At 58.1% G+C, this 22,305-nt stretch carries 27 protein-coding genes; 9 read left to right on the top strand and 18 right to left on the bottom strand.

The window, feature by feature from the left end:
• Positions 1–7 precede the first annotated feature (7 nt).
• Together recQ and R6T97_RS12670 are read right to left on the bottom strand one after the other, a co-directional pair.
• Positions 8–2,044: a DNA helicase RecQ gene (gene recQ / locus R6T97_RS12675; RefSeq protein WP_410349663.1), complete on the bottom strand. Its 2,037-nt coding sequence runs from the start codon at positions 2,042–2,044 to the stop codon at positions 8–10.
• 159 nt (positions 2,045–2,203) lie between these two features.
• On the bottom strand, positions 2,204–2,536 hold the full coding sequence (locus tag R6T97_RS12670; protein ID WP_410349662.1) for a hypothetical protein: 333 nt from the start codon (positions 2,534–2,536) through the stop codon (positions 2,204–2,206).
• Positions 2,537–3,019: 483 nt separating this feature from the next.
• Between R6T97_RS12670 and R6T97_RS12665 the strand changes: the two genes are divergently transcribed.
• The 5 genes from R6T97_RS12665 to R6T97_RS12645 are packed head-to-tail and all read left to right on the top strand — an operon-like array spanning position 3,020 to position 6,236.
• Positions 3,020–3,664, top strand: a complete 645-nt coding sequence (locus R6T97_RS12665; RefSeq protein WP_410349661.1) for a histidine phosphatase family protein — start codon at positions 3,020–3,022, stop codon at positions 3,662–3,664.
• A gap of 12 nt (positions 3,665–3,676) precedes the next feature.
• Complete coding sequence (locus R6T97_RS12660; RefSeq protein WP_410349660.1) at positions 3,677–4,279, top strand: glutathione S-transferase family protein; 603 nt, start codon at positions 3,677–3,679, stop codon at positions 4,277–4,279.
• Positions 4,279–5,328, top strand: a complete 1,050-nt coding sequence (locus tag R6T97_RS12655) for a saccharopine dehydrogenase (RefSeq protein ID WP_410349659.1) — start codon at positions 4,279–4,281, stop codon at positions 5,326–5,328. The genes R6T97_RS12660 and R6T97_RS12655 overlap by 1 nt, the downstream gene beginning before the upstream one ends.
• A complete protein-coding gene (locus R6T97_RS12650) occupies positions 5,328–5,807 on the top strand; it encodes a hypothetical protein (protein WP_410349658.1) in 480 nt (159 codons plus the stop codon). Before R6T97_RS12655 ends, R6T97_RS12650 begins: the two co-directional genes overlap by 1 nt.
• Positions 5,808–5,846: 39 nt before the next feature.
• Positions 5,847–6,236, top strand: a complete 390-nt coding sequence (locus R6T97_RS12645) for a glutathione S-transferase C-terminal domain-containing protein (protein ID WP_410349657.1) — start codon at positions 5,847–5,849, stop codon at positions 6,234–6,236.
• Between the two features lie 23 nt (positions 6,237–6,259).
• Here the strand turns inward: R6T97_RS12645 and R6T97_RS12640 are convergent, their stop codons facing one another.
• From R6T97_RS12640 to R6T97_RS12600, 9 genes are all read right to left on the bottom strand, one after another.
• Positions 6,260–6,586 carry a DUF3775 domain-containing protein gene (locus R6T97_RS12640; protein ID WP_410349656.1) on the bottom strand — a complete coding sequence of 109 codons (327 nt, stop codon included), beginning with the start codon at positions 6,584–6,586 and terminating at the stop codon, positions 6,260–6,262.
• Between the two features lie 85 nt (positions 6,587–6,671).
• On the bottom strand, positions 6,672–6,848 hold the full coding sequence (locus tag R6T97_RS12635) for a hypothetical protein (protein ID WP_410349655.1): 177 nt from the start codon (positions 6,846–6,848) through the stop codon (positions 6,672–6,674).
• Positions 6,849–6,915: 67 nt separating this feature from the next.
• A complete protein-coding gene (locus tag R6T97_RS12630) occupies positions 6,916–7,251 on the bottom strand; it encodes a cupin domain-containing protein (RefSeq protein WP_410349654.1) in 336 nt (111 codons plus the stop codon).
• 66 nt (positions 7,252–7,317) lie between these two features.
• The gene (dxs, locus tag R6T97_RS12625; RefSeq protein WP_410349653.1) at positions 7,318–9,231 is read right to left on the bottom strand and encodes a 1-deoxy-D-xylulose-5-phosphate synthase; all 1,914 of its coding nucleotides are present in this window, start codon (positions 9,229–9,231) and stop codon (positions 7,318–7,320) included.
• 11 nt (positions 9,232–9,242) lie between these two features.
• Positions 9,243–10,151: a polyprenyl synthetase family protein gene (locus R6T97_RS12620; protein ID WP_410349652.1), complete on the bottom strand. Its 909-nt coding sequence runs from the start codon at positions 10,149–10,151 to the stop codon at positions 9,243–9,245.
• Entirely contained in the window at positions 10,144–10,377 is a 234-nt protein-coding gene (locus R6T97_RS12615; protein WP_410349651.1) for an exodeoxyribonuclease VII small subunit, read from the bottom strand. The genes R6T97_RS12620 and R6T97_RS12615 overlap by 8 nt, the downstream gene beginning before the upstream one ends.
• A complete protein-coding gene (locus R6T97_RS12610; protein ID WP_410349650.1) occupies positions 10,374–11,297 on the bottom strand; it encodes a histone deacetylase family protein in 924 nt (307 codons plus the stop codon). Before R6T97_RS12610 ends, R6T97_RS12615 begins: the two co-directional genes overlap by 4 nt.
• Positions 11,298–11,396: 99 nt before the next feature.
• Positions 11,397–12,098 (bottom strand): response regulator, encoded by a 702-nt coding sequence (locus tag R6T97_RS12605; protein WP_410349649.1) that lies wholly within the window; start codon positions 12,096–12,098, stop codon positions 11,397–11,399.
• Positions 12,095–12,601 (bottom strand): MarR family winged helix-turn-helix transcriptional regulator, encoded by a 507-nt coding sequence (locus tag R6T97_RS12600; protein WP_410349648.1) that lies wholly within the window; start codon positions 12,599–12,601, stop codon positions 12,095–12,097. The genes R6T97_RS12605 and R6T97_RS12600 overlap by 4 nt, the downstream gene beginning before the upstream one ends.
• A gap of 150 nt (positions 12,602–12,751) precedes the next feature.
• On the opposite strand from R6T97_RS12600, the gene R6T97_RS12595 reads away from it, so the two are divergent.
• The gene (locus R6T97_RS12595) at positions 12,752–13,621 is read left to right on the top strand and encodes a branched-chain amino acid aminotransferase (protein ID WP_410349673.1); all 870 of its coding nucleotides are present in this window, start codon (positions 12,752–12,754) and stop codon (positions 13,619–13,621) included.
• A gap of 49 nt (positions 13,622–13,670) precedes the next feature.
• Here the strand turns inward: R6T97_RS12595 and R6T97_RS12590 are convergent, their stop codons facing one another.
• A complete protein-coding gene (locus tag R6T97_RS12590; protein WP_410349647.1) occupies positions 13,671–13,859 on the bottom strand; it encodes a hypothetical protein in 189 nt (62 codons plus the stop codon).
• Positions 13,860–14,103: 244 nt separating this feature from the next.
• Here R6T97_RS12590 and R6T97_RS12585 point away from each other — a divergent pair, with 244 nt between their 5' ends.
• Positions 14,104–14,736, top strand: coding sequence for a hypothetical protein (locus tag R6T97_RS12585; protein ID WP_410349646.1), 633 nt, complete (start codon positions 14,104–14,106; stop codon positions 14,734–14,736).
• 264 nt (positions 14,737–15,000) lie between these two features.
• Here the strand turns inward: R6T97_RS12585 and R6T97_RS12580 are convergent, their stop codons facing one another.
• Positions 15,001–15,519 (bottom strand): Crp/Fnr family transcriptional regulator, encoded by a 519-nt coding sequence (locus R6T97_RS12580; RefSeq protein ID WP_410349645.1) that lies wholly within the window; start codon positions 15,517–15,519, stop codon positions 15,001–15,003.
• A gap of 66 nt (positions 15,520–15,585) precedes the next feature.
• Here R6T97_RS12580 and R6T97_RS12575 point away from each other — a divergent pair, with 66 nt between their 5' ends.
• Positions 15,586–16,173 (top strand): hypothetical protein, encoded by a 588-nt coding sequence (locus tag R6T97_RS12575; protein WP_410349644.1) that lies wholly within the window; start codon positions 15,586–15,588, stop codon positions 16,171–16,173.
• 301 nt (positions 16,174–16,474) lie between these two features.
• On the opposite strand, the gene R6T97_RS12570 is transcribed toward R6T97_RS12575, so the two are convergent.
• The 3 genes from R6T97_RS12570 to R6T97_RS12560 all read right to left on the bottom strand — a co-directional run bounded on the left by R6T97_RS12570 (position 16,475) and on the right by R6T97_RS12560 (position 19,325).
• Complete coding sequence (locus R6T97_RS12570) at positions 16,475–17,314, bottom strand: DMT family transporter (protein ID WP_410349643.1); 840 nt, start codon at positions 17,312–17,314, stop codon at positions 16,475–16,477.
• Between the two features lie 519 nt (positions 17,315–17,833).
• Entirely contained in the window at positions 17,834–18,325 is a 492-nt protein-coding gene (locus R6T97_RS12565) for a transposase (RefSeq protein ID WP_410349642.1), read from the bottom strand.
• Between the two features lie 79 nt (positions 18,326–18,404).
• Entirely contained in the window at positions 18,405–19,325 is a 921-nt protein-coding gene (locus tag R6T97_RS12560; protein WP_410349641.1) for a DMT family transporter, read from the bottom strand.
• 114 nt (positions 19,326–19,439) lie between these two features.
• Here R6T97_RS12560 and R6T97_RS12555 point away from each other — a divergent pair, with 114 nt between their 5' ends.
• Positions 19,440–20,459: a fatty acid desaturase gene (locus R6T97_RS12555; RefSeq protein WP_410349640.1), complete on the top strand. Its 1,020-nt coding sequence runs from the start codon at positions 19,440–19,442 to the stop codon at positions 20,457–20,459.
• On the opposite strand, the gene R6T97_RS12550 is transcribed toward R6T97_RS12555, so the two are convergent.
• Both R6T97_RS12550 and queG read right to left on the bottom strand, forming a co-directional pair.
• Positions 20,456–21,616, bottom strand: a complete 1,161-nt coding sequence (locus tag R6T97_RS12550; RefSeq protein ID WP_410349639.1) for a PQQ-dependent sugar dehydrogenase — start codon at positions 21,614–21,616, stop codon at positions 20,456–20,458. The genes R6T97_RS12555 and R6T97_RS12550 overlap by 4 nt on opposite strands.
• Positions 21,617–21,618: 2 nt before the next feature.
• The coding region (queG, locus tag R6T97_RS12545) for a tRNA epoxyqueuosine(34) reductase QueG (RefSeq protein ID WP_410349637.1) at positions 21,619–22,305 on the bottom strand (687 nt) is incomplete at its 5' end.

The following is a 22,305-nucleotide window of genomic DNA, read 5'->3' as shown; positions in this document are numbered from 1 at the left end:
TCAAGATTCAGCCGCCCTCCAGCACCTCCAGAAACGCCTCGCCAAAGCGTTCGGCGTATTTGTCACCGATCACGCGCGTCAGGTTGTCCATGTCGGCACCACGCAACTGGGCGACCTTGGCCAGCATCGACGCAGAGCAGCTCATCGGTTTGTCGGCACCATGAGGTCCACGGTTCAGCGATGCCTGTACTTCCATCAACCGGTCGTAAACCGCCCCTTCATCCCGTCCGGCCAGTTTGCGGCGCATCGGGTGCACGTCTGCGACTGCGCCCGCGATGACCTTGAGGAAATCACGCCCGTAGTTTTCCAGCTTCTTGGCACCCACCCCCCCGATATGCGCCATATCATCAAGCGTCACGGGCCGCTTTTCAGCCATCTCGATCAGCGTACGGTCATTGAAAATGATATAGGCGGGAACATTCGCCTGCTCTGCCAGATACCGCCGTTTCGCCTTGAGTGCTGAAAGCAGCGGCGCATCTTCTTCGCCCACCAGCATCCGCACCTTGGGGCCAGAGCCGCGCGCCGCCTTGATCGTATCGCGGCGCAATTCAATCGTCGCCTCACCGCGCAGGATGGGGCGCGCATGGTCCGTCATGCGCAGCGCGCCATGGCGGTCACGATCAGGCCGCAAAAGGTCATGCCCCATCATCTGCCGGAAAATCGCCTGCCACTGGCGTTTGTCATAATCCTTGCCGACACCATAGGTCGGCAGGCTGTCATGCCCGCGCTGTTGGATTTTGTCGGTCGGGTTGCCAAGAAGAATATCGATCAGATGCCCCGCACCGAACCACTCGTCAGTGCGCAACGCGGCAGAGAGCGCCATCCGCACAGCGGTGGTGCCATCAAACACTTCTGCGGGCTTGTCGCAAAGATCGCAGTGCCCGCAGGGGCCGGGGGCTTCACCGAAATATTCCAGCAGGTTCTGACGCCGGCAGCGCAGCGCCTCGGCCAGACCCAGCAGCGCGTTCAATCGTCCATGATCGGCAGCACGGCGTTCGGGCGGGGCCAGCCCTTCATCGATCTGCTGCCGCCGGTAGCGAATGTCATCAGGCCCGAACAACGTGAGCGTTTCGGCAGGCGCACCATCGCGGCCCGCACGCCCGATTTCCTGATAATACGCCTCGATCGACTTGGGCAGGTCCGCATGGGCGACCCAACGGATATCGGGCTTGTCGATGCCCATGCCAAAGGCCACGGTCGCGCAGACGATCAGACCATCCTCTTGCTGAAAGCGGCGTTCCACGATGCGCCTGTCTTCGGCTTCCATCCCACCGTGATAATGGCACGTGCTGTGGCCCGCGTCGGCCAGCGCCTTGGCAAGCGTTTCCGTCTTGGCCCGTGTGCCGCAATAGACAATGCCTGACTGCCCCTTTCGCGCTGCCGCAAAGTTCAGGATTTGATTGCGCGGCCCGTCCTTGACCTCGAATGCCAGATGGATGTTGGGACGGTCAAATCCCCGCAGAAAGGTCGCAGGCTGTTGCCCGGCAAACAGCTTTTCGACAATTTCTTCGCGGGTCTCGGCATCTGCGGTCGCGGTAAATGCCGCCAGAGGCACGTCCAGCATCCGCTTCAACTCGCCGATGCGCAGATAATCAGGGCGGAAATCATGACCCCACTGGCTGACGCAATGCGCCTCATCCACCGCGATCAGGCCGACACCCGCACGGCGCAGCATGTTCATCGTCCCACCCGAGGCAAGCCGTTCAGGTGCCATATAAAGCAGCTTGAGCGTTCCGGCCTCAAGCGCCTCCCAGACGGCATCCGTTTCCTCGGGCGTATTGCCGGATGTCAGCGCCCCCGCCTCAACGCCGGCCTCGCGCAATCCGCGCACCTGATCGCGCATCAGCGCGATAAGGGGCGATATCACAACCGTGACGCCGCTTCTGACCAATGCAGGCAGTTGGAAACACAATGATTTGCCACCGCCCGTCGGCATGATCGCAAGCGTGTCTTCCCCCGCGATCACCGCGTCCACAATTTCTTGCTGACCCGGACGAAAGGCATCAAAGCCGAAAACGTCACTCAAAAGCGTTGTTGTGGACACCTGATAACCTGCTTTTTGCAATTCTTACTGCTCTTGTGGGTCACAATCCCACGCCAAGAATCGGTTCACAAGAGGGCGTCATGCGGCAAAATGCAAAAGGCCGGCACCCAAACGCGGATGCCGGCCCAAAGAACAGAAAATAGGGGGCGTATTTTCTGTTTAGCGGGAAATGTCGTAGTCGCGCTCGGCCACGGTCTGGCCATCCACTTTCAGCAGCGCGATCACGTCTTGTGTCGGGCGGATGCCCACGTTCACACGGACGTCTGTATTGGCGCCGGCATTGACCCTCTTGGTGCCCAGAAGCTGGCCAACTTCGCCACGCGAGAAGTCATAGATTTCGACGACGCCTGCGCCTTCGGCACGAACCAGGCCAAGGTCGAGCACAGAGGAGCTGTTCAGGCGCTCGCCAAATTCGAAGTAGTTGTTGGCGGAAGCAACAGAAGCTGTTGCGGCGATTGTGGCGGCGACCAGTGCGATTGATTTGATAGACATGATTAAGTTCCTTTTTGGTTGTGTGTCGCGGCATGAAAGCCGCGTGTTGGCTTATCTCTCCGGCGTTCTTTACCGCGTTTCGATGAGTTAGAGATTGGGTATGCGGTGCCATTCGAAAAGCCCTGAGCCGTTCACGAAAACGGTGTTCAACGTGATCAAGTTTGGTGCTTGAAATAACTGCAACTGCTCTAAGAGCGTATTTATGTGCATTTATGCACATAAACGGGATGCGCTCCGTGCGCTAATCGCTCTAAGGCCCGCCAAAATCGGATCAGATATTTTTCACCCGTTCACAGATTTCATTCAGGCGCATTTCCGTGATGTGCAAATATTTCTCTGTTCTCGCGGCTGCGTGATTGATGTGTCATGAAATCGGGGACTTAGCAGGCCCGAATTGCGCCACACGACACGCTAGATCAGCAGTTTTGAGTCGTTGCCAACCTCCTTCACACACCGTAACCCTATTGGTTCAGGAGGAACGCGATGGGTGAAATCATTCTAGTCCGGCACGGACAGGCCAATTCCGCAGCCAAGGACGAAGAAAGCTATGACCGGTTGTCCGATCTGGGACACCAGCAGGCGAAATGGCTGGGTGACTACCTGCGCGACCGCGAAGGGGCTTTTGACAAGGTCATCTCGGGCAGCCTGCGCCGCCATAAGGAAACCGCCTCCGGGATCGGCTACCAAGACCCCCACGTCGATCCGCGCCTGAACGAAATGGATTACTTCAATCTGGGTCAGGCGCTCGAAGATTTGAACGGCGTACCCTTTCCCGGCCCGGATGAATTCGCCGCACATGTCCCGCAGGTCATGGAAGCATGGCACAGAGCCGAGATCATGGGCGTTGAAACCTTTGCCTCTTTCGAGGACCGTGTGACCTCTGTCCTGCAAGAGGCCGCCAGACCCGGTGTCCGTGTTCTTTGCGTGACCTCCGGCGGGGTGATCGGCATGATCATTCGTCACCTGCTCAACCTTGATCCCACGCGCATGGCCCATGTGCTGCTGCCGATCATGAACAGTTCACTACACCGCGTCCACGTCATTCCCCAAGGGCCGATCCTTGCCAGCTTCAATGCCGTGCCGCATCTGGACAGGGATGACCGCCTGTATGCCCAGACACACTATTGAAGGAAACCCGCCATGCTGAAACTGCACTATGCACCGCGCACCATTTCGGTCGCCGTCGCGATCGTTCTTGAGGAACTGAATATCCCCTACGAGGCGATCCGCGTCGATTTTGCGAAGTCGGAGCAGACGAAATATGACTATCGCCAGATCAACCCCAAGGGCCGGGTGCCTGCCTTGGAAACGCCGGAAGGCGTTCTGACGGAAACGCCCGCGATTATGGAATATGTCGCGCCGCAGCTGGTACCCGAAGATCCCTTTGCGGCAGCAAAGATGCGCGAACTGATCTCATATCTCAATGCAACCATGCATCCCCACCACGCGCACGGCGTCCGCGGCGAACGCTGGGCGGATGAGGAAAGCTCTTTCGCGGATATGAAGCGCAAGGTGCCGGAACGGATGACAGAATGCTCGGCGCATCTGGAAGAGTTCCTGCCAAACCTGCCTTTCGATACGGGTACCCTAAAGGTGCTGTCCGACGCCTACCTTTACGTCGTGCTGACATGGCTGCCCGGCGATGGCGTCGATATTTCGCATTACCCCCGTCTGGCGGCCTTCCAGCACCAGATGAATACCAAGGCGTCGGTGCAGGCTGTCTTTGAAAAAGGGATGCTGTAATGACCCATATCTGGGTCCGCTCCGAAAGCCGCGCGCATGAAGAGCGTGTCGGCCTCACGCCGCGGGGTGCAGCCAAGCTGATTGCAGCAGGTCATAAGGTCACGGTCGAGGAAAGCACGCAGCGTATCTTGCCCATTGCCGAATATGCCGCATCCGGATGCGGTATCGCACCCGAATTCTCGTGGGTCGATGCGCCCGCTGACGCGATTATTTTCGGCCTCAAGGAGCTGCCGGAAGATGGCACCCCCCTGTACCACCGGCACATCATGTTCGGTCACGCCTACAAGGGGCAACCATCGGGCAAAATCCTGCTGGACCGGTTCAGGGCGGGCGGTGGCACGCTCTATGATCTGGAATATCTGACCGACGAAGAGGGACGCCGCGTTGCAGCCTTTGGGTATTGGGCCGGATATGCGGGGGCGGCCGTTTCCTTGATGTGCTGGCTGGCGCAACGCAATGGCCAGGTGGCCGCGCCGGTCAAAGCCTACCCCAGCGCAAACCATCTGCTCATGGAACTTCAGCAGGCACTCGTGACCCTTGGCACCGACCGCCCGACCGCGCTGATCATCGGTGCCTTGGGGCGTGTCGGCACCGGCGCTGCGGATCTTTGTCAGGCGATGGGCGTGGCGACAACGAAATGGGACATGGCAGAAACGGCGTCCGGCGGACCATTCCCCCAGGTGCTGACCCACGACATATTTCTCAATTGCATCCTCGCACGTCCCGGTACACCTGTCTTCGTGCCTGCCAGCGCAAAGACGGCAGGGCGCACCCTATCCGTGATCGGCGATATCGCCTGCGACCCCGACAGTGATTTTTCTCCGGTAAAGGTCTACGACCGCACGACGACATGGGACGCACCGGCCTTGCGGGTGCACGACCATCCTGTGCTGGATGTCACCGCAATCGACAACCTGCCTTCGATGCTGCCTACCGAAAGCAGCGAGGATTTCGCCGAACAGCTATTACCGCATCTGATGGCACTTTCCGCGATCAACGATGGCGTCTGGGGCCGTGCGCATGTCTGGTTTGAAAGGGCCGCCACCTGATGGGCTATATGGTCGAAGGGATCTATCACACCGGTGACGATGTAACAAAGACGCTTCCCGATGGCGCATGGGAACGTAGCCGGAGCACAGTGCGTCATTGGATCGGGGACACGGACTTTCCGGCGGAAACTGATCGATACCATCTGTTTGTCGCATGGAACTGCCCTTGGGCGCATCGGGCATTGCTGACCCGCGCAATCAAGGGACTTGAAGACATCACCGTATCTTATGCGCGGCCCAACCGGAACGATCAGGGCTGGGTCTTTGATGAAACCGGCGCATTCTCCGATCCGCTCTTGGGCGTGCGCGCGGTGCATGAGGTCTATAGCGCGGACCCGATGCAATACACCGGGCGGCTGACGGTTCCTGTGCTTTGGGACAAGCGGCAAGGGCGGATGGTCAGCAACGAATCCGCTGATATCGTGCGGATGTTGAACGCGGCATTTGACGGACCAGAGATCTATCCCACCGCACTTTAGGGGCAAATAGACGACTGGAACGACCTGATCTACGAGACAGTGAACAACGGTGTCTATCGGGCAGGGTTCGCCTCGGCACAGGCACCTTATGAAAAAGCCGCACATCAAGTCTTTGAGACGCTCGACAAGATCGACATGCATCTGGGGCAGCATGATTTCCTGTGCGGCGGTCAATTCACCGAAGCCGACCTGCGGCTGTTCCCGACGCTGGCCCGGTTCGATGTGGCCTATCACTATGCGTTCCGATGCAATCTGCACAAGATATCAGACTATGCGCACCTTTGGCCCTACGCCAAGCGCATCTATGCAATGCCCGGCGTGGCGCAGACAGTGCGGTTCGATATCTACAAACGCGGCTATTTCAGCGCGAGCGAAAAGCGCAACCCGCTGGGAATCATACCGATCGGGCCGACAATCGACTGGGCATAGGGATCAATATGATCCAGCCTGCTTTATGCAGGCCGGTAAAGATCATCTTCTGCTTCAGACGGATCAACGCCAAGCGCGGCCAGACCTGCCTCTAGGTGGTCAGCCAGATGCGGCGATCCTTTCAGATAATTCGCTGTCGGAGTCGTCGCTTCGCGGGCCGCGGTCCCCAGCGCTTCGGCCAGGTCTTCCGGCTCGAAACTCCCGCGGCCAATCCAGAAGATCGCGACAAGCCCCAACTTTTCGTCGTCATTTAGTTGATCGACAAAACCATCAAATTCGTTCTCGGCGCGGTCAAGCTCGCGCGCCAGAATGATCACTTCGGCAACCTTGTCGGCTGAGATTGGTAACATCGGATATCCTCCATTGCAGTCACCTTGAGCGACCAGCGCAAGTGCAACCTTGATCTGGCGCAAGCAAAACCGGTTTTGCAGACGATCAGGGCTTGTCGCGCGCGGCTTTCTCTTCTTTGGTCAGCTTGTTGTTCCAAACATTGTTGCTTAGCCCAAGCTCTGCCGCCAAAGGTTTCGTCTTGCCGACACTGACCTTGCCACCTTTGTTCAGGAACTCCTGAACTAAGGCATCGTCCGTGGTTTCTTTGGGAACATGTTTCATAGCTCAGAGCGTAACCGAGCGACCTGCTGCGGGCAATGGTTGCTTTGCGGGCCTGAACCAAGCCGTGTTACGATTTGATTGCATATCGGTCCGCTTCCGCGAAGACGTCAATGACGCGCGTTCCGGACTTGATGAAGGCCCCGTGTTCAACGCCAGCCGGAATAGAATAGCTGTCACCGGCCTTGTAGATCTTCGTCTCTCCACCGATGCTGAATGCGATTTCGCCCTCTACGACGATTCCCCATTGGGCACCATGCGAATGCGCGGGAAGTTCCATATCCTTCAGAAAAGTGAAAAAGACCACGAGACCATCGTCAGACCGCACCACCGCCGTCTGCACGACATCCTCGGGGAACGGCACGTCTATAGCCGGAAAAACTCTGATGAAGTCCGGATAGGGCATTATGGGTCTCCTTCGCGCGAAATGGCCGCTCACACGACCATGAAAATTTACGATGTCAGCGAGGTGTCAGGCCCGCTTTTCAAGCGTTGCGACGCCCATGACATCCAGTACCTTTGCCTCGATATGCTCGGCGTTCATGCCGGCTACATCATACATCGCCTTGGGACTGGCCTGATCGATGAATGTATCGGGCAGCACCATCGACCGGAACTTCAGCCCGTGATCGAACACGCCTTCCTCCGCCAAAAGCTGCGCGACATGTGAACCAAATCCACCAACGGCCCCCTCTTCAACGGTGATCAGCACCTCGTGCTCTGCGGCCAGCCGCAAGATCAGGTCACGGTCCAGCGGCTTGGCAAAACGCGCGTCTGCAACAGTGGGCTTGATCCCCCTCGCCTCCAGCGCCTCGCAGGCTTTGGTCACTTCCTGCAACCGCGTACCGAACGACACGATGGCAACGCGTTTCCCTTCGCGGATCATCCGGCCCTTGCCGATTTCCAGCAGTTCGGGGTTTTCCGGCATTTCAACACCCACACCTTCACCACGCGGAAAGCGGAAGGCGATCGGGCCCTCATCATGCGCCGCTGCGGTCGCCACCATACGCACCAGCTCGGCCTCATCCGCGGCAGCCATCACGACAAAGCCCGGCAGGTTCGCCAGAAACGCCACATCGAAAGATCCCGCATGCGTGGCGCCATCCGCGCCGACAAGCCCCGCACGGTCAATGGCGAAACGCACAGGCAACCGCTGGATCGCCACATCATGCACCACCTGATCATAGCCGCGTTGCAGGAACGTCGAATAAAGCGCGCAGAACGGGCGCATCCCGCCAGCGGCCAGACCGGCACTGAATGTCACTGCATGCTGTTCGGCGATACCGACATCAAAACAGCGGCTGGCATAGCGTTGCATGAATTTGGACAGGCCCGTGCCATCGGGCATCGCCGCAGTGATCGCGCAAATTTTCGGATCATCCGCGGCAAGTTTCAGCAAGGTATCGGAAAAAACAGAGGTATAAGACGGCGCATTGCTCGGCGCTTTTTTCTGCTCACCCGTGATCATATCGAATTTGGCAGTGGCATGGCCCTTGTCACTGGCACGTTCGGCAGGGCCATAGCCCTTGCCCTTCCGCGTGATCGCATGGATCAGGATCGGCCCATCCGCGCGCGCCTTGACCGTGCGCAGAACCGACAAGAGCTGCTCCATGTCGTGCCCGTCAATCGGCCCCAGATAGGAAAAGCCAAGCTCTTCGAACAGTGTTCCGCCCACAGTCATATGCTTGAGCATATCCTTGGCGCGCTTGGCCCCTTCGCGGAACGGCTCTGGCAGCAGGGAAACGGCGCCCTTGGCCGCCGCCTTGAATTCCTGAAACGGCTCGCCCGCATAAAGTCGCGACAGATAAGACGACATCGCCCCGGTCGGTGGCGCGATCGACATCTCGTTGTCGTTCAGGATCACGATCAGACGCTTGCCCAGATGACCTGCATTATTCATCGCTTCATAGGCCATGCCCGCTGACATCGCACCGTCACCGATCACGGCAATCGCATCACCGCCCTGGCCACCCAGATCACGGGCGACGGCAAAACCGAGCGCTGCCGAAATCGACGTGCTGGAATGGGCCGCGCCAAAGGGATCGTAAGGACTTTCTGAACGCTTGGTGAAACCGCTCAGGCCACCTTCGGTCCGCAATGTGCGGATACGGTCACGACGCCCCGTCAAAATCTTGTGCGGATAGCACTGGTGCGACACATCCCAGATGATCTTGTCTTTGGGTGCGTCGAACACGGCATGCAACGCGACCGTCATCTCGACCACGCCAAGCCCCGCGCCAAGATGGCCACCCGTGACCGATACCGCAGAAATCGTCTCGGCGCGCAGTTCATCGGCAAGCTGACGCAACTGCACGTCGGACATGCCCTTCATGTCGTCGGGCGTTTTAACGCGATCGAGAAGCGGAGTGTGGGGTTGGTCTGACATGGCGACCCTTTTTAATGCGTGCGCGCAATCACAAACTGCGCGGCTTCCTTCAATGTATCCGCGTCCTCGCCGTAAGGAGATAGCGCATCGCAGGCTTCGTCCACCAGGGCCGCTGCGCGACTTTTCGCCCCATCAAGGCCCAGCAACGAAACAAATGTCGCCTTTCCAGCAGCGGCATCCTTACCGACAGCCTTGCCGACAGCAGCGGCATCACCGGTCTTGTCCAGAACGTCGTCGGCAATCTGGAACGCCAATCCAAGGTAGGCCCCGTAAATCGACAAAGGCTCGCGCTCAGCCTCGGCCATGCGCGGGCCAACCAGCGCTGACCATGAAAAAAGGGCCCCTGTCTTGGCCGCCTGCAAATCCATGATCTGCTGCAAATCCAGCGGCACAGTGGCCGTTTCAGCGGCAATATCGGCGGCCTGCCCACCGACCATGCCACGCACACCGGCCGCATTGGCCAAAGTCATCAACAGATCGAGCTTCGCACGCGGTCCACATTCCACCTGCACCAGCAATTCAAATGCCAGCGCCTGCAAGCCGTCTCCGGCCAGAACGGCAGTCGCTTCATTCCATTTCTTGTGGACAGTCGGCTGGCCTCGTCGCAGGTCATCATTATCCATGCAAGGCAGATCATCATGCACCAGCGAATAGGCATGGATACATTCGATCGCGGCTGCGGCACCTGCCGCCGACACCGGATTGATCCCCAGCATCCGCGCAGTCTCCAATACCAGGAACGCCCGCAGCGCCTTTCCGCCAGAAGCCGCGTAAAGCATCGCCTTGGGCACATTGCCCTCCAACCCGCTCAACGCAAAACCGATACGTGCCTCGGCCACGATGGCGGCCTGTACCAAAGCCTTGTCCAATGGCTTGCGCTGAAGCGCCGCAATCCGATAGCCCTGCCCGCCCTCAGCCATCGAGCGGGACCGTCCCTGCCGGTGTGCCATTTTCACCCAGCGTGATCTTGGCGACCTTTTCCTCGGCCTCTTTCAGCTTGGCCTCGCAGCGGGCCTTGAGCGCAGCGCCGCGTTCATAAAGCGCGATGCTTTCGTCCAATGCCACGTCACCACGCTCCAGCTGGCCGACAACGGTTTCCAGCTCCTTGATTGCATCCTCAAAGCTCATTTCGTCAATATCGCTCATCGGCCTCTCTCCTCCAAAACCTTTACATGGGCGGCGGCAGATGCACCCAGTGCTGCAAGGTCATATCCGCCTTCCAGACTTGATACCACCCGGCCTTCGCAATGGGCATCAGCCACATCACAAAGACGCTCCGTCACCCATCCAAAATCCTCTGTCGTCAGGTTCATACCTGCCAACGGATCATCCATATGTGCATCGAAACCGGCCGAAATTATCACAAGTTGCGGTGAAAACGCATCCAGACGCGGCAGAACGACCCGCTCGATAACATCACGAAATGCCTTCGACCCGGTGCCGGCAGGCAAGGGCACGTTGAGCACATTATCGACGCCCACTTCATGGGCAGCCCCCGTGCCGGGATAAAGCGGCGACTGGTGGGTCGAACAAAACAGAATACGCGGATCATCCTCGACCAGATCCTGCGTGCCATTGCCGTGGTGGACGTCAAAATCCACGATTGCGACGCGCTCCAATCCGTGATGGTCCAGCGCATGTTTAGCCGCGATAGCAACGTTGCCAAAGAAACAAAAACCCATCGCGGTCTGCCGTTCCGCATGATGGCCCGGCGGGCGCACAGCGGCAAAGGCATTGTCCACCTCGCCACCCAACACCATGTCCACCGCGCGCACGGCGGCCCCCGCAGCGCGGTACGCAGCTTTCAGCGTGCCGACCGACATATGGGTATCGGCATCAAGTGACCGCCAACCCTCGTCCGGGGCAGCGGCACGAATCGCATCCACATGCGCCTTGGGATGGGCGCGCAACAGATCGTCCTCTGCCGCCAAAGGCGCTTTCACGCGCAGCAAGTCAAAACCTTCGAGCGCATTCAAAACCGCGTCCAGCCGCGCCACCTGTTCAGGATGGCCGGGCGGCGTCACGTGGTTCGCGCAATCGTCATGAGAAATCAAAGCAGTTGTCATGCCCCTAAATGACGCAATTTGCGACAAAACCACAACCATCTTCTCATGTTCGAAAATACCTCGGGGGTGAGGAGCGCAGCGACGAGGGGGCCGGCCCCCTTATTCCGGTGCCAGCATATAGCCCGCACCACGTATGGTTTGCAGATAGCGCGGCTGCTTGGGATCCACCTCGATCTTGCGGCGCAGCCGCGTGATCTGGACATCGACGGCACGTTCCTGTGTGTGCCCGCCAGAACGGCTGAGTTCCTCAACCAGCCGTGTCCGCGTCACGGCCTCACCGGGGCAACCCGAAAAGATACGCATCAACTGACTTTCGGTCGCCGTCAAACGCACGAGCTGTTCGCCATGCCACATCTCGCCGCGTTCGATATCATAACGGACAGGCCCCATATTCAGAACCTTGGGCAACATGATGGCAGGCTCCGCAGCAGGCACCCGACGCAAGACTGCATTGATACGCAGCAAGAGTTCCTTGGGCTCGAACGGCTTGGCCAGATAGTCATCCGCCCCCGCCTCAAGGCCGGTGATCCGGTCGTCCGTCTCTCCCTTGGCGGTAAGCAGCATGATCGGCGTTGTGATGGTGCGCCGCAGATCACGGCACAGCGCCATGCCGTCTTCGCCCGGCATCATCACATCCAGCACGATCAGGTCGAATTCCAGTCCCGCCAGAATGCGGCGGGCATGGGCAGCCTCGCGCGCCGTGCTGACAAGAAAGCCGGAGCGTATGAGAAACTTCTGCAAGAGACCGCGAATACGCTCATCATCATCAACAATCAGCAGGTGGGCGTCATCGTTATTCATTCCGGTCTGTCCTTCATCGCCTCGTAATGGTGGCGCGTCTCTTCATCCATCATCGCTTCCAGCACCTGCCTAAATCCAGCAACCGCATCCGGTCCGGCCGCACGATATGCGGCACGCATCCGGTCCCGCTGGGCATTCGACAATTCGCGTTCCAATGCGGCACCCGCCTCGGTCAGATGCAAATGGCGTTCCCGCTTGTCCCGCTTCCCCACGGTGCTGGCTACCAAACCGCCTTCGATCAAAGTGCGCAACACACGATTAAGCGATTGTTTTGTAACGCCCAGAATAGACAACAGGTTATTCACCGTCGTCCCCGGGCTGCGGTGAATGAAATGGATGGCACGGTGATGGGCACGGCCATAGGACATCTGCGCGAGGATACGATCCGGGTCTGCGGTAAAGCCGCGGTAGGCAAAGAACATTGCCTCGATCCCTTTGCGCAATTGCTCATCCGTCAGAAACAACAGGCTTTGGCCCATTTGCTGCGGCATCCCGTCGTTCATGCGCATCTTCTCCTTCGTCTTCACGGTCACAATACGTCAGCTTTGTTGACTTTCCAAGAATCAACTATTACCAAAATACAGAAACTACGCAACATTGTGTCCGAAACGGACCTACCGGCGTAATAAATGCAAAACGGGATGGAGAATACGATGGCCGGTGCATATGACGACAGAGACGGGAAAATCTGGATGGATGGCCAGTTGGTTGCGTGGCGTGATGCAAAAGTCCACGTCCTGACCCACGCCATGCACTATGCCTCATCGGTATTCGAAGGCGAGCGCTGCTACTCAGGCAAGATCTTCAAATCCCGCGAACATTCGGAGCGCCTGATCAAATCGGGTCAGTTGATCGACTTCGAAATCCCCTACACCGTCGATGAAATCGAAGCCGCCAAACAAGCCGCCCTTGATGCCAACGGCCTGACGGACGCCTATGTGCGCCCGCTCGCATGGCGCGGCTCTGGCGAAGACATGGGTGTCGCGGCCGCGAAAAACCCTGTCCATCTGGCCGTCGCGGTTTGGGAGTGGGGCAACTACTATGGAGACGCCAAAATGAAAGGCGCCAAGCTGGATATCGCCAAATGGAAACGCCCCAGCCCGGAGACAGCCCCGTCACAGGCGAAAGCGGCGGGCCTCTACATGATCGCCACCATGTCCAAGCACGCCGCCGAAGCCAAAGGGTGTTCCGACGCCATGATGTTCGACTATCGCGGCTATGTTGCCGAAGCGACCGGTGCCAACATCTTTTTCGTCAAGGACGGGGAAATCCACACGCCCAAGCCTGACGCCTTTCTCAATGGCATCACGCGCCAGACAGTGATTGGCATGCTCAGGGACAAGGGCCTGACCGTGAACGAACGGGTCATCATGCCAGAAGAGCTCGAAGGGTTCGAACAGTGCTGGCTGACCGGCACCGCCGCCGAAGTCACGCCCGTTGGGCAAATTGGCGACTATAACTTCGAAGTCGGCGCAATCACGCGCGAAATATCGCAAGACTACGAGAAACTGGTCCGCGCCTAGCGGCAACAAGCAGCGGTATTGAAAGGGGTGCCCTGGCACCCCTTTTCATTTACGACGGGCGTATCCCGCGCGCAAACTGCGTATAGAACTTCACCCGCTGGTCCCACTCCCGTTTGCGTCGCCGGCGCTGAAGCGCCAGTGTCGCCTTACTGGGCAGGTCATTGCGCGCGATCGCGACGGCGTGCTGCATCATTGCAGGCGAAACAGTCTTTGGTCTGTCGAGTACATGTTTTTTCATGTCGTCCTCCTCCAATCTGTAGAATCATCATAGCACAGATGCGGGCATTTGGCCTCGGGCATGACGCATAAAATGTCGGACACCGTAAAGCAGCCGCATCGACCAGAGATGCAAATTTCTCAAAATTGTAGCCAATTCGTCAACATTAAATCCCGGAATGTGACGGGCCCAGCCAAAGTTCCGACGGGTTTCAATGGGATACGGGACACCCGAAAGAGCATAAAGTTTCAGAGTAAATAGTTCCATGATTTCTCACGATATCACCAACGCACAACGCGTACCCCGAAAGCCAAGACTCTCGGAAAGCGAGATCAGCTTGCGCCGCTTGCTCAAGTCATCCCCGCAGGATTTATGGCTGGAAACGCTCCGGCGCACCCGCGGGCCAGAACACAACGGGCTTGTCTATTGGATGCTCAGCCAGATCGAATGCGATTTTGCCATAGCGGTCCACGCGTTCTATCGCAGCGATCCCGCGTATTACCTAGACAACCCAAGGCCGCTCCCGCAGCGGCCCGGACCGACAAATCTGTTCGCCCTTGTCTTGTTGAATTGGGACACCGGATCATACCGCCGGCAGCGTTTGCAGGTCGGCCCGGTTGACGCCGAACCACGAACCGTCGCCCGCATCAGACAAAAACTGATGGTGTATCCCACCGGGGCCTTACCGTTCCGGATACCCCAGCAGTTTCTAGAGCCGGAAGGCGGTTCTCCCGTGAAGGTTCCACCACACCTGCAGCCCGATGACGCGCCGGACCTGTGGTCCCTCTATGCAGAGTTGGGCCTTGCGGTGGATGACGCCCCACCCGGCATTGCCCGCAAAATTGCGCGGGCCAAGTCGTTTTTCCAAAGGTTCAGACTGAAGGGCCAACAGGCCTAGACGCGGACCTAGTGTACTCCACCTGACGCAAGCTTCCCAGTCTGCCTCCGGTGCGCCTCTGCCGTTCGGACGAAAGTCCGAGCATCCGCTATGCGCAGGATTTGCAAAGTTGCGAACTATAATAGGCCCTCAGGACGTGACCCGCCCACGACCGGACCTTCGGACATAATGTAGCAAACTGCAGGTTTGATCTCGTCTTACCGAAATGCTGCCGCAAAGCGAAGGTCTGCTCCTTCCACTCAATGGTTCGTACTTTGAACTCTCTCACTTTCGCCGACGTGCAAGCTCGCGATAAAGCGCGGGCGGCGATATGCCAATCTGATCGGCAACCCGTATCCATTCACCCTTCGGTGGCTCACCATTCAGATCCAGCCACGCCTCCAGCCTGTCGGACACCCGGCGCAGGCGCAGTATTTCAATACGCGCTCGCAGGGATTGGACTTCTCTGGCATGCGTTTCGATCAGGCTCAACGCAGCGTCTGGTCGTTCGAGTAGCGCAGACCGAAAGGCGGCACGAGGCATGGTCGCAATCTCGGCATTCGTACGTGCAATCGCGTCGCAATGATAGGTTTTGGCGAAAAATGAAGCCTCGGCCAACGCCATTCCGACAATGGCAATATTCAGCGTGAGCGCCGTTCCATCCCTGAGCGGACGTTCAAGTGCGATCTCGCCGGATCGAACGAGATACATCGCATTGACGGGATCTTCCCTGCGAAAGACGACAGCCCCCTGCGCAAACGCCTTTGTTGGTGCATCATCAAATATTTTCTGCCAGCCCGACATGATAAAGATCATACGGCATGGTGGCGGTGTTTGATAGGGTGTTCTCAACAGATATAAGGAAACACGATGAAAACGAAGATGATCTTGATCGCGACGGTGCTGCTTGGTGGAACGGCTTTCGCAGTCGCCCAGACAACGCACTCCGGCCATGACGACGGTATGGATCACGCGACACATGCACAAGACCAGCCGCTCAAGGGCACGATCCTGACCGAACCGGGACAAGGGGCATTCGCCGCCCTCTCCGAAGTCGTGCGCGTTCTGGAAGCCGATCCCGACACAGACTGGGGCCAAGTCGATCTGGCCGGCCTGCGGGCACATTTGGTCGATATGGACCGCTTGGTTTCGGACACGATTGTGGAAGAGACAGAAATACCAGACGGCCTTTCCGCAATCGTGACAGGAGATGCCGACACGATCGCCACTCTTCGCCGCATGGTTCCCGCACACGCGGCACAGCTTGCGCAGGACGACCGTTGGACGGTCGAGGCCGTCGATGCGGATAACGGCGTGGAGCTTCGCGTGACAAGCAGCGATCCCTCAGTGGTGGCGCGAATAAGGGGTTTGGGGTTCTTCGGGCTTATGGCAAGCCAGGACCATCACCGCGAACATCACTTAATGATGGCGCGCGGAGAAGACGCCCACGCGCATTGACGCGATGCGACATGTTCTGCCTAAAGTCGCGATCTATGTTGTGGCCCAGGGATCCGAACTCAATGACAACCTGCCGTTCGCCTCGCCAGGCTGGACGGCTGCTGCATCCGTCCATGGTTGACGTTTAATCGCGCTTCGCACTTGATCCATTGCACAATGTGGTCATAGACTTTCTCATCAGTTATTTGACGAGAATGCGGCGTTGGAAAAGCAAGTTATCGCACATCCATAGATGCCTGCACCTTACACTATTGGGACAGAGTAGCTGAAAACCGTTTTCCAATACAGTAAGGCTCCTCATTCATAACGAGAGTTCGCGTGCCGGCATACGCGAAAGACGTCGCATGCGTAGCACATAGACCGCGAGCGTCACGATGACGACTGCACCTCCGACCATCATGCGTGGCGAGGGTGTTTCACCGGTGCCAAGCCACACCCAGATTGGCGCAAGCACTGTTTCTAGTAAAAGCAATAGGCTGACATTGGCGGCGGCGGTGTGGCGGGATGCCTCGTTCAAGGCGAAGAAGGACAACGGCAAGATGAGCAAGGCGCTCAACAAAACGGCCCACACCGTGCCGTCAGTCATCTGCGCGGAACCGATGCTCAACCAGCCAGCGGTGCCTGACAACATTGAACCAAGACCGATCACTAAAAGTAGCGGCAGGCGGGGATTGTGGCGCAGTGTTACAAAAATCAGCGCGAGGGCGAAAGCGACGCCGAGCCCGCAAGCTGCTCCGGCAAGAGCGTCTGCATCAAGAGCGGCCTCGCCCTTGTCCGATATCGCCACCGTAAGGCCCAATATGACGAGGGCGATGGCGATCCATGTGGCCCGGGTGGCTGTCTCAGCATACAACCACCGCGCCAGCAATGCCGACCAGACTGGCACGGTAGCGACGCCCAGTAGAACCGGCGCCACCGGCGCTATTGCGATCCCTATGGGAAAAAGCGTCGTATTCATCACTTGGCATGCAATCACAATGACCGCTGTGCCGCTTCCCAGCCTTGCCAGATCGGTACGCCGGGCCTTGCTCGTAAGCGCCCACGCGGTGAGAAAGATAAGTCCAAGGCAGAGCCCCCGCCATCCAAGCATCTGAAAACCGGACATGCCGGAAATGCGCATCAGGAGTGCATCCGGGGTCAATAGCAAAGCACCGGCTAAAGCGAGGCCGACACCGTAAGAAGCCGAATTTTGCAACCTGCCGAGTTTCAAAGCGGTTTATTCTCCGAAGAATCGCAATCCACCTCTGGAATGGCGCGACAGGAACAGGAAGCCGGGATCATTGCGGCGGCCTCAGTCCAAAGTTATTTGCGGTTTCTGAAAAGCTTTTTCGCGGGTGCGAGCTGGGTGCGAAGGGTGAACCGGATATCTTGGCGGCATGGTCCAAGTGCGATCCCAAGCTTCTACCCCGGCTTATCCAGTCTGACATCCGGAAAATTGCATAGTCGATCCGTTTGTTCGCCAGTGCTCTGATCGACTTCATCAGGATATCTCCTCAGCAGACTAAATGTTTCAAGTAGCTTGAACTACCCGGTTATCACTGTAACTGAAGATCGCCTTAGAACAATGTTACTCGCAACATTGGTCAAACAGAGCGTTGGGGTTGTTGTTCTGCGACGGCTTTGTGGGCTACTGTCGAAGTTGAACATTTGCTGGCTGAGGTTACTGAAAGTTAAAGCGTGGGTTGTTCGCTGTATACTGACTGGAACATCCAGCGGTAGGATTCGGCGATCCCATCAGGTTAGGCGGTAGGCTACTTGTACATGCCGTGTTTCCCACTTTTTCCTGACAGAATTCACTGCCGTCGACCCACTTACGGTGCCGCAGAACTGCACGTTTGCGGGCCACGACAACAACTGCGCGTCGGCGACCTTTGATGCGCATCAATCGCATGCCCCAAGATTTAATCTGTGACCCTGCCATCGTTCGCATCAGCAATGCGTTGGCAGCGGCATACAGAGTTGCGCGAACACCCCTGTCTCCGGCCTTCGATATCCGGCCGGGATTGTTGTGCTCTTCTGACTGAAAGCGCCTTGGTGTCAGACCAAAGTGCAGTGTCAGCCCGATTACGCATGCTTTCCGCCCGACCTGAATGAGCTTTTCGGCATGATTAATCGTAAGACTTGGGTCCACTCCGGGGCTGCCTGCCGTCATCTGACGTTTTCGCTCGGGATGCTTGCCTGCTGACCTCAGCCCTGCTTTCACACGGGCATGTTGCGTCAGGTGCAGAACACTAGCTGCCGACATTCCCTGTCGCCTTGCGTTGCTGCGCGCGCTGCAATCCAAGTTTACGTTCACGCCAGATAATCAACACGCCGGCCAAGATCACGACACCTGCACCGATCAACATCGTGCCGGTCGGAACTTCGTCAAAGATGAAATACCCAATCAGCAACGCAAGGATCATTGAGGTGTAGTCAAACGGGGCCACAAGCGATGCATCCGCATAGCGATAGCTTGAGGTCAGAAAGATTTGCCCGATGCCCCCCAGAAAGCCCGCCATGATCAGCATGGTCGCCATTTGCCACGACGGCGCGACCCAGCCCCAAGGAAGGGTAAAGAGCGCCATGATCGATGACGTTATCGTGAACCAGAACACGATTGCCGCAGTGGTTTCCGTCGCGACCAGTTTACGCACAAAGACCTGCGCAAGCGCAGCCAGAACCGCACCCATCAGAACGACAACCGCCCCCAGGGTCTCGGACGTATTCAATGATGCGCCCACAGACAGACGCGGTGACAAAACGATCAATACACCCACCATGCCCATCGCCACTGCAGACAGGCGAAAGGCGCGCACATTTTCGTTCAGGAACATTGCCGCAAAGACGACAACCAAAAGCGGCGCGGCGTAACCGATCGCCGTGACTTCCGGTAACGGCAGCAGCCCCAGCCCCGTAAAGCCCAACCCCATCGCCGCAGTTCCCACCAATCCACGCCAAAAGTGACCAAGCGGGTTCTTGGTTTTCCAGCCATCCCGCAACTCGTGCCGGATCGCCAGCCACCCGAGTATGATCGGCAATGCAAATAATGACCGGAAGAAAACGGCCTGCCCCGGCGGCACGTCTGCAGATGCGGCTTTGACCAGACTGGCCATCGCCATGAACATGCAGACCGACATGACCTTGAAAATAATGCCCCGAAGCGGCTGCATGGTTATTCCTCTCGGCGCTACACTAGGACGCAGGCGCACCACATTGAAGCCTTTTCCACTTGCTAATGGCTGTCGTTAGGTTAGTAACCACTATCCCCGGCCAAGAAGCAGTGTATGACCAACAAGAATCAGACCCCCGCCAACATGACCCCCCGCGACTGGGTCCAGATTTTAGCCAAATACCGTGAGCCCAGCAGCATCCGCAGCAGCTTTGAACTCGCGGTCAGCCTGATTCCTTTTGCGGTACTTTGGGTGCTGGCCTGTTGGGTGGCACAATACAGCTATTTCGCGGCCTTTGTGATCTCGGCGGCCAACGGTCTGTTTCTGCTACGCCTCTTTTGCATTCAGCATGATTGCGGGCATGGATCGTTCTATGGCAACCGCAATGTCAGTGACTGGGTCGGGCGCGCGTTGGGCGTTGTGACGCTGACACCCTACGATGTTTGGCGGCGCACCCATTCGATCCACCACAGCCATGCCGGTGATCTCGATCAACGGGGCATCGGCGATGTGATGACATTGACGGTTGAAGAATATCACCAGCGCACCCCTTTCGGACGCTTCATGTACCGCGCCTACCGTCACCCTCTGGTGATGTTCGGCCTTGGACCAACCTATATCTTCATGCTGCAAAACCGGCTGCCTTGGGGTCTGTCGGGTCACAAATACTGGGTCAGCGCGATGGGCACCAATGCCGCCATTGCCGCAATACTCGCGACAATCGTGTACTTCGGCGGGCTTCAGGCACTGTTCCTTGTCTTCCTGCCCACAACGCTCATCGCGGCGTCCATCGGTGTCTGGCTGTTCTATGTCCAGCACCAGTTTGAAACCACGCACTGGGAACAATCAGGGGATTGGCAAATCCATGATGCCGCCTTGCACGGCAGCTCACACTATGACCTGCCGCCGATCCTGCGCTGGTTCACTGCCAATATCGGCATCCACCATGTGCATCACCTTTACAGCCGCATACCATTCTATCGGCTAACCGAGGTGTTGCGCGACCACAACGAACTGGTCGAGGTCAGCCGCATGACCATCGGTCAAAGCATCAAATGCGCCAGCCTTGATCTGTGGGACGAAAAGTCGAGGCGCCTGATCTCATTCGCCGCAGCGCGCAAACTAACCGCCTAACCGGGCGTCACCCGCAGCACTTCGCCGGCATCCAGCAGTAGCAGGACAGCACCGCCATCCAAGACTTGAACGTCGCGGATGCGGCCCACATCGGTCAACATGCGTTCCTCGCCGATCACGCGCCCGTTCCGCAGCTTGAGCCGGACAAGAGCACCGGGATTCAGCGATGCGATCAGCAGATCACCCTGCCAATCCGCATATGGGCCGTCGTAGAACATCATACCACCCGGTGCGATCACCGGATCCCAGTAATAGACGGGCTCTTCAAACCCCGGACCCCGCGCAGCACCCTGACCAACATCAGACCCGCGATAGTTGATCCCGTAGCTGACCACCGGCCACCCATAATTCAGCCCCGCCTGCGGCTGGTTCAATTCATCCCCGCCACGCGGTCCATGCTCGACCGTCCAAAGCCCGCCGGGGCCAAGTGCGGCACCCTGTATGTTGCGATGCCCCAGTGACCATATCCGGTCGTCACCAGCGCGTCCGACGAACGGATTATCCGCAGGGGCCGTGCCGTCAGCGTTGATCCGGATCACCTTGCCGTGGGTGCTCTCGATATCCTGCACCAATGTGCCGCTATCGCCCGCGCCACGATCACCGGTTGTGATCCAGACGGTACCATCCTCCGTCGGAATGATCCGGCTCCCGAAATGGCGCCCGTTGCGGGCAGGATTATCCTGCACGAATATGTCGGACACACCATTCAGGCTGCCATCAGACGACAGTACCCCGCGCGCCGCAGCCGTCACAAACCCGCCGCGTACGGCTTTTGAATAGGTCCAATAGACGGTACGGTCCTGCGTAAAACGCGGCGACACGGCCACATCCAGTAAACCGCCCTGCCCCTGCGCCGCAACATCAGGCAAACCCTGCAACGGGGCAGACACGCCGCCATCCGCATTGATCACACGCAACGCTCCGGGCTTCTCCGTCACAAGAAACTGACCGTTACCAAGGGGGGCAATCCCCCAAGGGCTCTCCAACCCGTCCACGAAGACTTCGACCGTGACCGGCGTATCAGGCAAGGCAGGCGCGCGGGTCTGTTCTGGAAATGCGGGGTCAAAACCGGCATTGGGACGGCCTTGTGTCACTTGCGCCGTCGCCGTTATTCCCACGGCTGTCGCCGCTACTATCAAGGCAAGAATTCGGATCATGATCAGTCCTCCTTTAATCGTATGATAGCCCAGCGCGCCGCATCCGCCACCGCCGGATCAGGATCATCAATCAAAGGTGACACAGCCGCGATCAGGGAATGGTCCCGCGAATTGCCGATTGAATAGGCCACATTGCGGACAAACCGGTCCCTCCCGATCCGCTTGATCGGTGAACCGGAAAACAGTGCGCGAAACGCCGCATCATCCAGCCCCGCCAATTCTGCCAAAGGAGGCGCAAGCAGATCATCGCGCGCGGCCAGTTTTGCATCACGGCCTTCCTTGGCAAACTTGTTCCATGGGCAAACGGCCAGACAATCGTCGCAGCCGTAAATCCGGTTCCCCATCAGAGCGCGCAATTCCTCATCCACAGGGCCCTTATGTTCAATCGTCAGATAGGAAATACAGCGGCGCGCATCCAACCGGTAAGGGGCCGGGAAAGCATCAGTCGGGCATACATCAAGGCAGGCCGTGCAAGACCCGCAATGCTCCTGCCCCGCCTTGTCCGGCGCCAGATCGACAGTTGTGAAAATCGCCCCCAGAAAAAACCAGTTTCCCAGATCACGGCTCAGTAAATTCGTATGTTTGCCCTGCCAACCAAGGCCCGCAGCCTGCGCCAGCGGCTTTTCCATGACAGGGGCCGTATCCACGAACACCTTGATCTCGGCATCAGGAACCTGCGCGATCAACCA

The sequence above is a fragment of the Yoonia sp. genome, assembly GCF_046498525.1.
In the GTDB taxonomy this organism is placed as follows: domain Bacteria; phylum Pseudomonadota; class Alphaproteobacteria; order Rhodobacterales; family Rhodobacteraceae; genus Yoonia.
This window is presented reverse-complemented; position numbering and strand designations above follow the sequence as displayed.

Bases quoted from the DNA above. Each gene is read 5' to 3' on its own strand.
- R6T97_RS12550 (WP_410349639.1), bottom strand. From the start codon at position 21,616: ATGATCCGAATTCTTGCCTTGATAGTAGCGGCGACAGCCGTGGGAATA.
- R6T97_RS12590 (WP_410349647.1), bottom strand. From the start codon at position 13,859: ATGAAAAAACATGTACTCGACAGACCAAAGACTGTTTCGCCTGCAATG.
- dxs (WP_410349653.1), bottom strand. From the start codon at position 9,231: ATGTCAGACCAACCCCACACTCCGCTTCTCGATCGCGTTAAAACGCCC.
- R6T97_RS12620 (WP_410349652.1), bottom strand. From the start codon at position 10,151: ATGGCTGAGGGCGGGCAGGGCTATCGGATTGCGGCGCTTCAGCGCAAG.
- R6T97_RS12630 (WP_410349654.1), bottom strand. From the start codon at position 7,251: ATGCCCTATCCGGACTTCATCAGAGTTTTTCCGGCTATAGACGTGCCG.
- R6T97_RS12615 (WP_410349651.1), bottom strand. From the start codon at position 10,377: ATGAGCGATATTGACGAAATGAGCTTTGAGGATGCAATCAAGGAGCTG.
- R6T97_RS12670 (WP_410349662.1), bottom strand. From the start codon at position 2,536: ATGTCTATCAAATCAATCGCACTGGTCGCCGCCACAATCGCCGCAACA.
- R6T97_RS12565 (WP_410349642.1), bottom strand. From the start codon at position 18,325: ATGACGGCAGGCAGCCCCGGAGTGGACCCAAGTCTTACGATTAATCAT.
- R6T97_RS12660 (WP_410349660.1), top strand. From the start codon at position 3,677: ATGCTGAAACTGCACTATGCACCGCGCACCATTTCGGTCGCCGTCGCG.
- R6T97_RS12635 (WP_410349655.1), bottom strand. From the start codon at position 6,848: ATGAAACATGTTCCCAAAGAAACCACGGACGATGCCTTAGTTCAGGAG.
- R6T97_RS12605 (WP_410349649.1), bottom strand. From the start codon at position 12,098: ATGAATAACGATGACGCCCACCTGCTGATTGTTGATGATGATGAGCGT.
- R6T97_RS12560 (WP_410349641.1), bottom strand. From the start codon at position 19,325: ATGCAGCCGCTTCGGGGCATTATTTTCAAGGTCATGTCGGTCTGCATG.
- R6T97_RS12555 (WP_410349640.1), top strand. From the start codon at position 19,440: ATGACCAACAAGAATCAGACCCCCGCCAACATGACCCCCCGCGACTGG.
- R6T97_RS12640 (WP_410349656.1), bottom strand. From the start codon at position 6,586: ATGTTACCAATCTCAGCCGACAAGGTTGCCGAAGTGATCATTCTGGCG.
- R6T97_RS12585 (WP_410349646.1), top strand. From the start codon at position 14,104: ATGATTTCTCACGATATCACCAACGCACAACGCGTACCCCGAAAGCCA.
- R6T97_RS12665 (WP_410349661.1), top strand. From the start codon at position 3,020: ATGGGTGAAATCATTCTAGTCCGGCACGGACAGGCCAATTCCGCAGCC.
- R6T97_RS12595 (WP_410349673.1), top strand. From the start codon at position 12,752: ATGGCCGGTGCATATGACGACAGAGACGGGAAAATCTGGATGGATGGC.
- R6T97_RS12655 (WP_410349659.1), top strand. From the start codon at position 4,279: ATGACCCATATCTGGGTCCGCTCCGAAAGCCGCGCGCATGAAGAGCGT.
- R6T97_RS12580 (WP_410349645.1), bottom strand. From the start codon at position 15,519: ATGTCGGGCTGGCAGAAAATATTTGATGATGCACCAACAAAGGCGTTT.
- R6T97_RS12600 (WP_410349648.1), bottom strand. From the start codon at position 12,601: ATGAACGACGGGATGCCGCAGCAAATGGGCCAAAGCCTGTTGTTTCTG.
- R6T97_RS12610 (WP_410349650.1), bottom strand. From the start codon at position 11,297: ATGACAACTGCTTTGATTTCTCATGACGATTGCGCGAACCACGTGACG.
- R6T97_RS12650 (WP_410349658.1), top strand. From the start codon at position 5,328: ATGGGCTATATGGTCGAAGGGATCTATCACACCGGTGACGATGTAACA.
- R6T97_RS12575 (WP_410349644.1), top strand. From the start codon at position 15,586: ATGAAAACGAAGATGATCTTGATCGCGACGGTGCTGCTTGGTGGAACG.